The organism is Duganella alba, from assembly GCF_009674495.1.
Taxonomy (GTDB): Bacteria; Pseudomonadota; Gammaproteobacteria; order Burkholderiales; family Burkholderiaceae_D; genus Rugamonas; species Rugamonas alba.
In genome coordinates this window covers 178,046-190,269 of sequence record NZ_WKJN01000002.1, presented here as the reverse complement: position 1 = coordinate 190,269, position 12,224 = coordinate 178,046, and the positions used below count along the sequence as shown (strand labels likewise).

Here is a 12,224-nt window from a genome sequence, read left to right as displayed (position 1 = left end):
GCGCTGAAAAGCGCCCCTTTTACGTTATGCATGTCTTATCTGATTGACGCGAATGCCGCCCGCAGTTCACTCACAAACGTCGCCGGCTGCTCAAACGCCGCGAAATGGCCACCCTTTTCTGGCCGATTCCAGTAGATCATCTGCGAATACGTGCGTTCAGCCCAGCTGCGTGGCGGCGTGTAAATCTCGCGCGGGAAGACGCTGACCGCGACCGGGATGTCGACCGGCACAGCGCCGAAGTTCAGACCGGGGTGTTCGGCGTACATGCGGGCAGATGAAGCGCCGCTGTTAGTGAGCCAGTAGAACATGATGTTGTTCAGCATCTGGTCGTAGCTGAACACCTGTTCAGGCCCATCCTGGTTATCGCTCCATGCGCCAAGCTTCTCGTAAATCCAAGCCGCCTGGCCGACCGGCGAGTCCGCCAGCGCATAGCCGATGGTTTGAGGCCGCGTGGTCTGCAGGTGATGGTAGAACGAGCCATCTTCTGCAAACAACACACACTGGTCAATCGCGATTTGCTCTTCCGCTGTCGGATTATCAGGGAATGGCAGTTGCGCCACGAACGGCAGGTTGACGTGAATCGCCGCCAAGCCATCCAGCTGGATGCGGCCCATTTCCGTCGTTACAACACTGCCCCAATCGCCGCCTTGCGCCACGTAGCGTTGGTAGCCCAGCCTTTTCATCAGCGTGTCCCAGGCCTTGCCTATGCGGTTGCGGTTCCAGCCTTTTGCATCGGGTTTGTCGCTAAAGCCAAAGCCTGGAATCGACGGGATCACGACGTGGAACGCTTGGTCGGCTGTCCCTCCGTACTGGGTTGGATCGACCAGTGGATCGATGACGTCCAGGAACTCCACAATCGATCCCGGCCAGCCGTGGGTCATCACCATCGGCAAGGCATTCTGGTGCGGCGAACGGATGTGCATGAAGTGGATGCCGAGGCCGTCGATCTCGGTTTTGAACTGCGGATAGTTGTTTAGGCGCGCCTCGACCTGGCGCCAGTCGTATTCACTGCTCCAGTAATCGACCAATTTCTTCACGCGCGCCAATTGCGCTCCTTGAGAAAGATCGGCGACGGTTTCCTGTTCTGGCCAGCGGGTATGGTCGAGACGCTGGCGCAGCTCATCCAATTCAGCCTGAGGGATATCGATGACAAACGGGACGATGGCTGCCGCGTCTGACGATTGGGTGCTTGCAACTGACATGTAGATTCTCCATTAAACGCCCAGGTTCACGGGAGCGACCTGGACAGCATGGAAATATACGGATGCATGTTGCCTGCATAAAGGCGGCCAGCGGCGACGCACTGTCGCCCGTATAACCACAGTTTTATTGTCGCCCCAGTAGCGACTATCTGTCGTCAAATGGTGCGTTTATTTCCTTCTTCGTAGTCAGTAAAGTACACACATCAACCAACCCAAGAGGAAAATCATGAAACTGTATATCGCAAACGCTACCTGCTCCCTGGCTGTTCAAGCTGTACTGAACGAACTCGGCAAAGATGCTGAACTGATCCACTTCGATGTATTCGGCAAGTCCACCTCGAACGGTGACAACTTCGCAGAAGTGAATCCCCTGGGCTATGTGCCCGCGCTCGCCGTCAACGACAAAATCCTGACGGAGACCGTGGTCGTTAGCGCCTACTTGGCCGACCAGCACCCTGAATCCGGCCTGATTCCACAACACGGCACGTTTGAACGCGTAGAGCACGAGCAGTTGCTGACGTTCGTTGCTACCGAAATCGCGCAGAAGCACATCCCGCTGATGCGCAAGCTGTTGACCGAACAAGGCGCAGCCTGGACGCGTGACAAACTGGTCACCGCTTACACCACGCTGGACCAGCGTCTGGCCGACGGCCGCCTGTACCTGACCGGCGACCTGTTCACTGTAGCAGATGCCTATGTGTGGGCCACCTTCTGGCACGAACGCTCGGGCGCGGAGATCGGCCATCTGAAGCACCTGATGGCGTTCAAAGCCCGGGTCGAAGCCCGTCCATCCGTTATCAAGGCGCTGGCAGATGAAGCTGAAGTCGTGGCGCTCCATGACAAGCGCAAAGCCGCTTAACCATCAACGATAAAGCTATCCCCATCGCCATCGGCAGTTCTGGCATTGAACTGTCCCTGGCGAGATCGTGAGCATTTTGGGTTCGACACTGGAATTATCCCCAGCGACACCAATGCCCTGCACGCAGAACACTTTTCTCGATTTCGCCGTCCGTGGTCGGATAGGCGCCCTGCCCTTTCAGCGAGCTCTAGCTTTTCAGTCACCATCAGCGCTGTTACCTGACATGGCTTCGTGGGACACCCAGCGTGCTACAGTAGACTTGCCTACGTCCAGCTCCTTGGCGATTGCACGCACGCTCATTCCGCCTGCCGCCATCAACACAGCGCTGCTGCGCTTATCCTCGTTCGCGGCAAGTCGAGCTGCCCCGGAAGCCCTCCCTCCAAGCCGGCCGCGTTCAGCTTGCACCTGTCGAAATCCCGAAGGAGTAAAGCGGCGCCAAACATAACGAGACACACTACGAGCAAGTCCCCTAATCTCCGACACTCCTAAAGGCTTGGCGAACGTATTGAAGGTGTCAGCTTGTCGATGCACCGCCTCTTGCCATGCACCTTGTCCTCCTGGACACCAGAAGTCGCGGACGGAGGAATACGCCCAAATACGTAGTTGATCAAAGAGCTCGCAATTGCGACCGACGCCAGCCTGCCTGGGCGGCAATCTGTTGGGGAGATCGACGAACTCCGCAAGAAAACTCAGTTCGTACACCGGCGCATTTGCAGGCTCCCAAACTCGCCAGTGGGGATGCAGGGGATTTTTCGACACGGGGCCGCTAAACGCAAAATCCGCGCGAATTTTTGCGGTATATGCGTACTCCACAGCAGCTAAATATCGCATAGGCGCAATCCGAGCAGCGTCGGTTGTGCATACCGGCGAAGACAGCGCATAGCCCAGATGAGCGCGCGTATTCTCGCGGTCAACCGCAATGAAGGTTGGGACCGGCAAATCAGCTCGCTCCCATTCCATTGAAGCTCTAGGACGGTCTACATCGAGCACCAGCCATGAACGATGGGTTGGGGGGTCTAGCTGTAAATAGGGCGCTTCAAGAGCGACTTTTTGCGGTAAAACACGAACGCCGTGCTTCGTGAAAGCACAATAAGGTCGAAATGGGGCCTGCGCATGTACGAGCGCAGTAAGGGCGGCAGAAGCCAAGGCACGCTCCAAATAGCGTGCCGCATGCAGCAAAAATATTCCCTCTGGTTTTCACAGTCTGTCCTCGCGCTGCGTACGGCGCGGGTAAATTCCAAGATGAATCCGGTCAGCACTAACAAGTGCCTTAAATGGATATAGGGAAGTCTTGCCAGGTTACGGCCAAAACCTACGCCATTTTGTTGATTTAATTTAACTATCGGATTCATAGCTGTTATCTATCCTAAGCCAACGTATATCCATTCCATCATCGACCTTATCGCGGAGCCAGATTAATTGAATTTTAGTTCTATACGGTGTATGGCTCTCACGCCTGTGCTGGCAGTCGAAACAGAAAAATAGAAAAATTAACTATTATGCAGCCATTAAACGTTCGTATAATGGTCGCATAATTATTAACAACAGCTCTCAAACCATGAAACCTGCCGTCGTTTATCTTCGAGTGTCCACTTCTGAACAAGGAAAGAGCGGGCTTGGCCTGGATGCGCAGCAGCGCGCGATTGAACAATTTGCAGCAGTGGAAGGGTTCGACATCGTCGAGACGGTGACGGAGGTTGCCTCCGGCAAGCTTGGCATTGAAGATCGAGCAGGTTTGAAGCAAGCACTCGCGAAAGCGAAGAGGCTACGCTGCCCTGTTCTCGTAGCCAAACTCGACCGCCTCTCCCGTGACGTCGCCTTTATTTCGGGCTTAATGTCACGCGGTGTGCCGTTCGTGGTTGCCGAACTTGGTGTGGACACGGACCCGTTCATTCTGCACTTGTATGCTGCTTTGAGTGAAAAAGAGCGGCGACTAATTGGCTCGCGAACCAAAGCAGCGCTCGCTAGTCTCAAGGCCAAGGGGGTCGTTCTGGGGAACCGTACCAACTTAGGTGAAGCCCAGCTTAAGGGTCAAGCCACGAACGCGGCCAAGGCTGCAGCCTTTCATGCAAAGCTCTCGCTATCCATCGAACAGATGCGGAGCCAAGGAATGTCTATGACCGAAATCGCCGCAGAGCTAAACGACCGTGGCACCAGGACAGCGCTGGGCCGCACTTGGCATCAGTCCACGGTTTCGCGGCTCTTGAAATCAACTCGCGAGGCGAAAGCGATGGAACTCGCGGCGTGATGGCTGCGCCCATCTACCAGTAGATGTATGTGGCGCTCACCCCACCTGGTGCGGAGGCGAACTGTTAGCTGCACCAGTTGACGGCACAACCACACAGGGCACTTTCAACTGCTGAGTTGTCGATCTAGATGACGCAGTCCCGGCCACAGACCAAGCGCGTAAAAATTCGCCGCCGCAGTGTTTGACTGGCACGACACTTTTGCGAGCGCGATGCGCAGCCAGTGGTCAAAGTCATCGAGCAAAGGTATGTAAGCGCCCGTGTAGCAAAAGCCAGAGAGCGACCTGCATCGACTCGATAAGCGTGTAGCATAAGCCAGACGCCGTGTAGCAAAAGCCAGAAGCCGTGTACCATAAGCCAGAGAGCGTGTAGCATAAGCCAGAGACCTTTAGGTTTCTTAGGTTTCTTAGAAACCCTAAGAAACTCTCAATCTAAGCGATCAACTTTTCCTGGCTCTGTGGTCTGTCGAAAGTACGCTAACTCTTTGAACGCTGACGCCACGGGCGGGGAATAGGCTAGGCGCATTTTTTGACTCCTATTGAGACGAGATGGCCGCCCGCGCTTCGCGCTCCCGCCGCCTGGCGACTGGGCTAGCTGCCGCGGTCGACACTTTGCTGCGCAGACGACTCTTGCGGCGCCATCAACGGTGCGCAGCCTTGAGTGGGTGCGGAGCTAGCGCTAGGCGCCGAGGCGCCTTCGGCCGAAGGCCTTGGCGCGGATTTCCCTTGAGTTGCGCGGGTGATCGCATCGGTGCTGCGCTCACCATACACTTCGCCGTGCGGGCTGCGGCACGAAGGCGACTCCCAGGCGTACATGCTTCTAAAGTGCCTGATCTTACGCAAGTTCGCGCAAACCGATACCCCGGCTGTCACTGGTTGCCGCTTCAGCGGCCCTGGTGGGCTCCTGACAGGCTTTACGAGGCGCGGGCAATGGGTAGGGGTGGGCACGACTTTGAAACGCTCTGGAGGCTCGCCAATTTTCGATGAGGGATCGAACAATGTATGCGTTACGGCCAGGCGAAGTCCGATGGAAGGAGCATTGCCTTCCAAGGCGGCCGAGTGCGTTATGGGGTTTGGCGCTATGGCCGCAACGGAGCTTCGAAAGCAAAGCGGTCTGGACTCTACAGGCAAGTGCTAGCAGATCGCGAGTCGCCGAGCAGCGCCGTCGTGCGCTTTGCCTTGATAGTACCAACCCACATCGCAATACGCACTACCGCCACATGCTACATTGACTTTGGCAAAGGCCAGGAGAGGATTGACGCGGCTTTCCGTACTATCCAAACTGACTCATCGTAACGAGCGTTGAACTTCGTTTGCATAATCGGCAAATACAGCGCCAAAATGGCTTCCTCGCTCATGTGCGAGCATTTTTCGGCTTTACTGCGCATCGCTGCTCGCGCCACCTTACCGGCCAACACCTCGCATTTCCGCCAACGATTCGCCCGTTCTTCTGAAGATTGAGTTGGCGTCGCGAGTCCGCCGGATGCAGTGCGGACCAGGAGAAGCTTTGGGGCGGCACCGGAGACTGCACCAAGTATCTGCGCTCCAGGAAAGTCAGCAGGAACATTTTCACGCTCGCTTTGTTCGGACATCTCTTGCCTCTCATAGGACTTCGGACAGAGTTGCAAGCGCCGCAAGGCGTTCCCGGATCGCGGCTTGAACTTCAGGATCGCTCAGCCCAAAACGATCAGCGGTCTTTATCAAATGCTGGCGACAATGTGCCGGCCATGCATCATCATCGTTATCGATAGCTATCCAACTAGTTGGACACCGGCGCCGCACGTCTGAGAAAATCTGCGCGCCGCGGGATTGATTGTCGAATTCAAACTTACTCATTTGCCGTCGGTGGAACGTCGCACCAACGACACGGCTTTGTAGCGCCGGACTCAGCTGCTTCTTCGCAAAATCGAAACTTTTTACACGGACCCAACTGGTAGAAAGGACGATCTTAACTTCTGGATGAGGTAGCAGGAGCGCTTCTAAGATCGGTGACCATTCAAATAGAAATCGACCTGGTGTGCGCATGTGAATGCCAGCTCGACGCGACCAGACAACATCATCGTCGTGCAGCACACCATCAAAATCCAGGTAAACCACGTATCCGTGGTCTGCGGTATCGGGCCTGCCACCTACCGCCGTCATTTGGCACCTATCGAGTGGATTTTGCTTTAGCTCGGAATCCGTTAACCTCAGCAATCGCTGCCTCGAATTCGAATCCACCTATTGAGTTACGAACAGCCTCGTACAGCAAGCCATCCGCTGTATCTTGACTAGCATCGCTCGCATTCACTTGCGTCGATGCTCGCCAAATATTGGACGTTACATGGGTCTTTAGATCGATCACGCTGACTTTCGCCCAACCAACGGAAACTCCGCGTAAAACAGAAGCCGCTCCCTCGACTGACAGCGCAAGTCCACTCTTATTTAAAAGTAAACATTGCTTTTCAGTGATAGGGTAACCCCCCTTTGACTGAACAACCTCTCGCACAATGCTACCGTCGGCAGTTTCGAAGCGGCAAGCTGAAGCTGAAAATGATAGAACCAGCAAGGTGATAAAAGTTAAAGTCTTCATCTGGGTTATTTCTATTTCCGGTTAAGTTAATCGCGCTCGCAACGAGCGCTAACATTTCATTGAATGCATTTCGGCAGGCCCTGCTCGCCTTTCCGTTGAAACGACCGGGGCTAGTCCGAGTCTTATTGCTGAGCCCCTACAAGCATCTGCCTCACCTCATCGCGATTTAGAGGAAACTCGCTCGCGTCCAACGCAATCGCATTTATCGCGAAGTCAAACCTGGTTCTGGTAACTGAAATGCTTTCGAAGACGTACCAACCACGGAGAGTCTCTGCCTCGTAATCGGGCGACAAAACCGTCGCCTTCATCGCATCCGCAACTGCGCCCATAAAATTGACAACATAAACTTCGCCGCTAAGGCCGGCCAATCGATAGAAATCCTCCAGCAGCAGGCTATGCGAATGCGTCCCACGGTGCGCTCGTGCATGTGCCAAAGCAGCGGCCAACACCGCCCGGGCGAAGGGATCGAATTCACTAATATCAATTTCGAAATGTGCCATATGTGCCTTTAATTTGTATGGTCGTTTGCCAAGCTATATCGGTCTGGTGAAAGCTCTACCATCGACAGGTCGTTAGGACTATCGATCACCACACAAAATTGCCACTCAGCAACCAACACAATTGTATACCATAGTATAAAGACTTGGCTACTGGTCTTACATAGGCTCACCTTTCATCAAGGAGAGTGTGTGGAACCAGCAGCTGGATTCGGAAAGGCCATTCGCGCGCGGCGTCTAGCTGCCGGCATGACTCAAGAGAACCTTGCCTTGGAAGCCGGGCTTGAGCGAGTGTTCATCAGTTGGATGGAAAACGGCCATAAGCAGGCCACGTTCCAAACCATGTTGAAGCTCGCGCGAGCATTGAACTGCTCTGCCGCAGAACTGGTGTCAGAGGCGGAGGCGTTTTTAACGGCCGCAGAGTCCAAATCTTAGAGCCATGAGGTAACTGGGCCTCACACTTGAACTTTCCCGCCACCGGTACCTCTCATGGTTCTAACGCCATAATCGGACGACAAGCCCACCCTCGTAAGCGAGCGGAACGGCCACTAAGTGAACAAGCACCCAACACCCTATTCCCGCTTTCAGCATGAGGAAAAGCCTGCCGGTTACCTTGCTTCGTCGTGGTAAAGAGCGGGCGATACCGTGCTCGGCTGCCACCCTGCGGGCTTTTGCTTTCGAGGTTCAGGTAGTACGATGCCGTTCGCAAAATGGTTGTCCCACACAGGTTTTGGAGGCTCAACCCACGTGTCCCGCGACACATGTTCTTTTGCCCGCGAAGGAAGTCGCTTTGCTGGCAAGGGCACTGCTTTGATCTCATCACTGTTGTTAAATTTGATGAAAGCGCAGTCGTAACCAAAGACCCAAATCGTTTCGACGACCCTAAGGAGTCGGAGATTGAGATGCGCTCGCTTCTGCCTAGCCTCTTCGTTATGCGAAACGTAAAGGTAACTCATGGATTCCTCAACGAACGTTTCGTCCAAGATACCCTCCTCTCGAACCGCATCATCTTCTTTTAGCTGGGCCCAACGACGCTTGAGCTCGGCCGCCTCATTCTCAAGCCGCTCTGCCTTATCGACAAACGCCTTCAAGCCGCCTCCTGAGGCTATCGCGTCCGCAATTCGGTCAATCTGCTTTCTCTTCTCGTCGATCTCTACCTCAAGGGCACCAAGTTCATCGCCGTGCCGCCTGGCCGCCTGACCGGCGAAACTTTCGTGATCGTGCTCGTAGATCGCTTGCAACATAGTTGCATCAAAATTTGAGGCGGCCATCGTACGGCATTGGGTGGCACCAGTGAGTCGATCTGCGCAAGTGAGTTGCGCGCGGCTATGCCCCGTTGTCTCGTTCTTTCGCTGAATTGGAGCGCCGCAGCAACCGCAATATAAGAGCCCGGACCACACGTTGTAATAGTGCGTATCGCGTCGCTTTGCGACGGACCTCGTTCTGATAGACGCGCGAGCAGCCAACCACAACTCTTCCGAGATGATGGGAGGATAATAGTCTTTTATTGGTTCCCCTACTTCCAGGCCTCGCCAGTACTGTGCGCGTGCTTCGTAGGTCGAAATCCGGTGCTGATGCTCCCCAATAACAGCACGATTTTTCAAAATTTGCCCTGCCATTTGGGCGTGCCAACGCCCCTCGGTGCGATTAAGCCGCATCGGGACCGGCCACTTTTCCTCAGTCGCCTTACCTGCAATAGCCTTAGAACCCAGGCCTGCCGCCGAGAGCTCAAACACACGGCGTACCACTTCAGCCTTCTCTTCATCCACTTCCCATGGATGAAGCTTAGAATCACGATGCAGCCACCCGGGCGCCGTTCCGAATGCCTGCGTAGTTCCTTTTTCACGATGGAGACGGAAGGTATCTTGCAAACGATCCGATTTAGTTTTTGACTCCTCATGGCCACGATAGAGGTTCATCACGCTCATCATGAACTTAGGAAGGTCGCGCAAGGTCTCTTTGTTCCAGAGATTGTCATCAATGAGCGTCACGATCATTAGGCCCCCATTGATGAGGGACATCATCAGGGCCATACCCTGCTGAATATCCATGCGAGTAAGACGGTCGAACGCTTCAACGAGCAAGATCGATCCTGGGGCGATTTCACCCGACGCGAGCATTTTCATTATCACTGCAAGCTCACCGCTTTCGGCGTTCTTTCCCGAAAACGCTGACTTCCCTTTATCCTCGAACTTTACGCTCTCATCAAGTTTGACCCCGTTCTCCTCACACCAGGCTTTAGCGCTCTCATGCTGCCGGGCGAGACTGGTGCCTTTGGCCTGTTTGAGGTTGGAGAAGCGACCGTAGCTGAAGACCCGAAGCTCGGACTTCTCGATCTTATTTTTTTCCACGTATTGGTTCAGGGAGTTATTCATGTGCTGTGCGAAAGTTGTTGTAGATACCGGGGTATAGAGTGACCCAGTGCCCATAAACCGTTCCAATGCCCCACAAGGTGGGACAACTTTGTAAAAACTGCCGGTAGTCACAGGGAGATTTTCGGGAGAGGTTTATTTCGCAGTTAGTGTACGGAGAGGCATACCTCGGTGTATCCACGGGAGGTGGTCAAGGAGGCGCTGGCGCGCAACGCGGCCAGTGTGATGCTGGCCCATAACCACCCGTCCGGCACGCCCGATCCCAGCGAGTCCGACCTGCTGCTGACGCGGGCGCTGATGCAGGCGCTGGCGCTGGTCGATATCCGCATCCTCGACCATTTTGTGGTGGCCGGGCATAAGGTTCACTCGTTTGCCGAGCATGGACAACTGTAGGTTTACCCCTATGCGCTCAAGGGTTTACGAGCGGATTCACAATTGTTAAATAAATCCACAATATCAAGACACAATTGTTTTTCGTAAGTGATTGAAAAACCTGCTGTTTTTGGATATACTCTCGTTTTTCCAATTGTGGAATGTCTTTTAAGGAGTGCGTTATGGCACGTGTTTGCCAAGTTACTGGGAAGAAGCCGATGGTCGGCAACAATGTTTCCCACGCAAACAACAAAACCAAACGTCGTTTCCTGCCTAACCTGCAGAACCGTCGTATTTTTGTTGAATCTGAAAACCGCTGGGTCTCCCTGCGTCTGTCCAACGCTGGTCTGCGCGTAATCGACAAGGTCGGCATCGATGCCGTCCTGGCCGACATGCGCGCCCGTGGCGAAAAAGTCTAAATAGGGAGCTATCATGGCAAAAACTGGCCGCGACAAAATCAAGCTGGAATCGACCGCTGGTACTGGTCACTTCTACACCACGACCAAAAACAAGCGCACGATGCCTGCAAAAATGGAGATCACCAAGTTTGATCCTAAAGCACGCAAGCACGTGATCTACAAAGAAACCAAGATCAAGTAATTCGGTCTTTGCTTCTGCGAAAAAGCCACTCATCGAGTGGCTTTTTTATTGGGTGGACGGGTTCCGGCAGAGTATGCTTTTGACGTGCACCATGCAATCAGGGAACGCGCCGTGACTGCCTGCGGCACTCCCCCAACCCGCACACCGCTGCGGCCAGGGTCTGACCCCGTACGGGGTCAGACCCTTTCGTTTGGGGGTGCTGCGGGCGATGCCGGGGATGCGTTATCTTTGTTCGACCGCTTTCACCCGCAAAAAAAATGGCCCCGAGGGGCCATTTTCTTATGCGTAGCTGCGCAGGCGCAGCGAGAAGTCTTGCAGGGACTTGATGCCCGACGCTTCCGCGCGGTTGCACCAGTCCTGCAGCTTGTGCAGCAGGTCGTCACGGGTGAAGTGCGAACGCTCCCAGATCACGCCCAGCTCCACGCGCATATTGTGCATGGTTTCCAGCGCCTTGCTGTGCTGGAACAGTTCCACCAGCTGCTGCTGCTGCGGCGCCTCCAGCTTGCCCGGCTCGCGCTGCATCAGCTTGCGCGACGATTTCAGGAAGCGCGCTTCCAGCTGGGCCTTGTCTTTCAGGTGCTCCAGCTCTTCTTTCCACGCGTGCTTGATCGATTTGGCGTACTTGGCCATCACATCGTAACGGTTGGCGATCACCGATTGCAGCGTCTCGAAGTCGGCTTCCAGCTTGTCCTTGGCGAACTTCGGCTCCGGCGCCAGCTTCTTCACCTTGGCCAGGCCCACCATTTCCAGCGCACGGATGTAGCCCCAGCCGATGTCGAACTCGTACCACTTGGACGACAGCTTGGCCGAGGTCGCAAACGTGTGGTGGTTGTTGTGCAGCTCTTCGCCGCCGATCAGCAGGCCGAACGGGATGATGTTGGTGGCCGCGTCGGCGCAATCGTAGTTGCGGTAGCCCCAGTAGTGGCCGATGCCGTTGATGATGCCGGCCGCCGTCACCGGTATCCACATCATCTGCACCGCCCACACGGTAATCCCGATCACGCCGAACAGTGCGAAATTGACAATCAACAGCGCCACCACGCCGGCCGCGCTATGGCGCGTGTAGACGTTGCGTTCCATCCAGTCATCCGGCGTGCCATGGCCGTACTTGTCCATGGTTTCTTTGTTCTTCGATTCAGCGCGGTACAGCTCGGCGCCTTCCCAGAACACTTTCTTGATGCCGCGGGTCACCGGGCTGTGCGGATCTTCCTCGGTGTCGCACTTGGCGTGGTGCTTGCGGTGGATCGACGCCCACTCCTTGGTCACCTGGCCGGTGGTCAGCCACAGCCAGAAGCGGAAGAAGTGACTGACGAGCGGATGCAGGTCCAGCGCGCGGTGCGCCTGGCAGCGGTGCAGGTAAATCGTTACGGAAGCAATGGTGATGTGGGTGACCACCATCGTGTAAAAGAACACTTCCCAGCCACTCAGGCGGGTGATGCCATTCGACAGGAAATCCAGTACTGCGTATAAATCCATTACTACTCCAACCAAGATTGTATTTTTTA

At 55.0% G+C, this 12,224-nt stretch carries 13 protein-coding genes and 1 pseudogene; 6 read left to right on the top strand and 8 right to left on the bottom strand.

What is annotated here, in order from left to right:
- Positions 1-35: 35 nt before the first annotated feature.
- Positions 36-1,202 carry an epoxide hydrolase family protein gene (locus GJ695_RS02690; RefSeq protein WP_154362077.1) on the bottom strand — a complete coding sequence of 389 codons (1,167 nt, stop codon included), beginning with the start codon at positions 1,200-1,202 and terminating at the stop codon, positions 36-38.
- A gap of 226 nt (positions 1,203-1,428) precedes the next feature.
- Between GJ695_RS02690 and GJ695_RS02685 the strand changes: the two genes are divergently transcribed.
- On the top strand, positions 1,429-2,061 hold the full coding sequence (locus tag GJ695_RS02685) for a glutathione S-transferase family protein (protein WP_154362076.1): 633 nt from the start codon (positions 1,429-1,431) through the stop codon (positions 2,059-2,061).
- A 195-nt stretch (positions 2,062-2,256) separates the two neighbouring features.
- On the opposite strand, the gene GJ695_RS02680 is transcribed toward GJ695_RS02685, so the two are convergent.
- On the bottom strand, positions 2,257-3,207 hold the full coding sequence (locus GJ695_RS02680; RefSeq protein WP_166455039.1) for a replication initiation protein: 951 nt from the start codon (positions 3,205-3,207) through the stop codon (positions 2,257-2,259).
- 412 nt (positions 3,208-3,619) lie between these two features.
- On the opposite strand from GJ695_RS02680, the gene GJ695_RS02675 reads away from it, so the two are divergent.
- The gene (locus GJ695_RS02675) at positions 3,620-4,309 is read left to right on the top strand and encodes a recombinase family protein (RefSeq protein ID WP_154362074.1); all 690 of its coding nucleotides are present in this window, start codon (positions 3,620-3,622) and stop codon (positions 4,307-4,309) included.
- Positions 4,310-5,529: 1,220 nt separating this feature from the next.
- Here GJ695_RS02675 and GJ695_RS02670 read toward each other — a convergent pair.
- The 4 genes from GJ695_RS02670 to GJ695_RS02655 all read right to left on the bottom strand — a co-directional run bounded on the left by GJ695_RS02670 (position 5,530) and on the right by GJ695_RS02655 (position 7,378).
- Positions 5,530-5,898, bottom strand: a complete 369-nt coding sequence (locus GJ695_RS02670; protein WP_154362073.1) for a hypothetical protein — start codon at positions 5,896-5,898, stop codon at positions 5,530-5,532.
- Between the two features lie 10 nt (positions 5,899-5,908).
- Positions 5,909-6,448 (bottom strand): HAD domain-containing protein, encoded by a 540-nt coding sequence (locus GJ695_RS02665; RefSeq protein ID WP_154362072.1) that lies wholly within the window; start codon positions 6,446-6,448, stop codon positions 5,909-5,911.
- Between the two features lie 7 nt (positions 6,449-6,455).
- A complete protein-coding gene (locus tag GJ695_RS02660; protein ID WP_154362071.1) occupies positions 6,456-6,878 on the bottom strand; it encodes a hypothetical protein in 423 nt (140 codons plus the stop codon).
- Positions 6,879-7,000: 122 nt separating this feature from the next.
- Entirely contained in the window at positions 7,001-7,378 is a 378-nt protein-coding gene (locus tag GJ695_RS02655; RefSeq protein ID WP_154362070.1) for a hypothetical protein, read from the bottom strand.
- A gap of 189 nt (positions 7,379-7,567) precedes the next feature.
- Between GJ695_RS02655 and GJ695_RS02650 the strand changes: the two genes are divergently transcribed.
- Positions 7,568-7,810: a helix-turn-helix domain-containing protein gene (locus tag GJ695_RS02650; RefSeq protein WP_208023365.1), complete on the top strand. Its 243-nt coding sequence runs from the start codon at positions 7,568-7,570 to the stop codon at positions 7,808-7,810.
- Positions 7,811-7,983: 173 nt separating this feature from the next.
- On the opposite strand, the gene GJ695_RS02645 is transcribed toward GJ695_RS02650, so the two are convergent.
- Positions 7,984-9,750 (bottom strand): recombinase family protein, encoded by a 1,767-nt coding sequence (locus tag GJ695_RS02645; RefSeq protein WP_166455040.1) that lies wholly within the window; start codon positions 9,748-9,750, stop codon positions 7,984-7,986.
- 150 nt (positions 9,751-9,900) lie between these two features.
- Here GJ695_RS02645 and GJ695_RS02640 point away from each other — a divergent pair.
- The 3 genes and pseudogenes from GJ695_RS02640 to rpmG form a co-directional block, all read left to right on the top strand.
- Positions 9,901-10,140 (top strand): annotated as a pseudogene (locus GJ695_RS02640) (JAB domain-containing protein); the annotation flags it as partial.
- Positions 10,141-10,301: 161 nt separating this feature from the next.
- The gene (gene rpmB / locus GJ695_RS02635) at positions 10,302-10,538 is read left to right on the top strand and encodes a 50S ribosomal protein L28 (RefSeq protein ID WP_008451488.1); all 237 of its coding nucleotides are present in this window, start codon (positions 10,302-10,304) and stop codon (positions 10,536-10,538) included.
- Positions 10,539-10,551: 13 nt separating this feature from the next.
- A complete protein-coding gene (rpmG, locus tag GJ695_RS02630) occupies positions 10,552-10,719 on the top strand; it encodes a 50S ribosomal protein L33 (protein WP_005665735.1) in 168 nt (55 codons plus the stop codon).
- A 279-nt stretch (positions 10,720-10,998) separates the two neighbouring features.
- Here rpmG and GJ695_RS02625 read toward each other — a convergent pair whose 3' ends face one another.
- Positions 10,999-12,195, bottom strand: a complete 1,197-nt coding sequence (locus tag GJ695_RS02625; protein ID WP_154362068.1) for a DesA family fatty acid desaturase — start codon at positions 12,193-12,195, stop codon at positions 10,999-11,001.
- Between the last annotated feature and the right edge of the window lie 29 nt (positions 12,196-12,224).

What these genes read in the sequence shown, in the direction of transcription:
- GJ695_RS02675 (WP_154362074.1), top strand. Translation starts at nt 3,620, where the DNA reads ATGAAACCTGCCGTCGTTTATCTTCGAGTGTCCACTTCTGAACAAGGA.
- GJ695_RS02660 (WP_154362071.1), bottom strand. Translation starts at nt 6,878, where the DNA reads ATGAAGACTTTAACTTTTATCACCTTGCTGGTTCTATCATTTTCAGCT.
- GJ695_RS02685 (WP_154362076.1), top strand. Translation starts at nt 1,429, where the DNA reads ATGAAACTGTATATCGCAAACGCTACCTGCTCCCTGGCTGTTCAAGCT.
- GJ695_RS02665 (WP_154362072.1), bottom strand. Translation starts at nt 6,448, where the DNA reads ATGACGGCGGTAGGTGGCAGGCCCGATACCGCAGACCACGGATACGTG.
- GJ695_RS02645 (WP_166455040.1), bottom strand. Translation starts at nt 9,750, where the DNA reads ATGAATAACTCCCTGAACCAATACGTGGAAAAAAATAAGATCGAGAAG.
- GJ695_RS02670 (WP_154362073.1), bottom strand. Translation starts at nt 5,898, where the DNA reads ATGTCCGAACAAAGCGAGCGTGAAAATGTTCCTGCTGACTTTCCTGGA.
- GJ695_RS02625 (WP_154362068.1), bottom strand. Translation starts at nt 12,195, where the DNA reads ATGGATTTATACGCAGTACTGGATTTCCTGTCGAATGGCATCACCCGC.
- GJ695_RS02690 (WP_154362077.1), bottom strand. Translation starts at nt 1,202, where the DNA reads ATGTCAGTTGCAAGCACCCAATCGTCAGACGCGGCAGCCATCGTCCCG.
- rpmG (WP_005665735.1), top strand. Translation starts at nt 10,552, where the DNA reads ATGGCAAAAACTGGCCGCGACAAAATCAAGCTGGAATCGACCGCTGGT.
- GJ695_RS02655 (WP_154362070.1), bottom strand. Translation starts at nt 7,378, where the DNA reads ATGGCACATTTCGAAATTGATATTAGTGAATTCGATCCCTTCGCCCGG.
- rpmB (WP_008451488.1), top strand. Translation starts at nt 10,302, where the DNA reads ATGGCACGTGTTTGCCAAGTTACTGGGAAGAAGCCGATGGTCGGCAAC.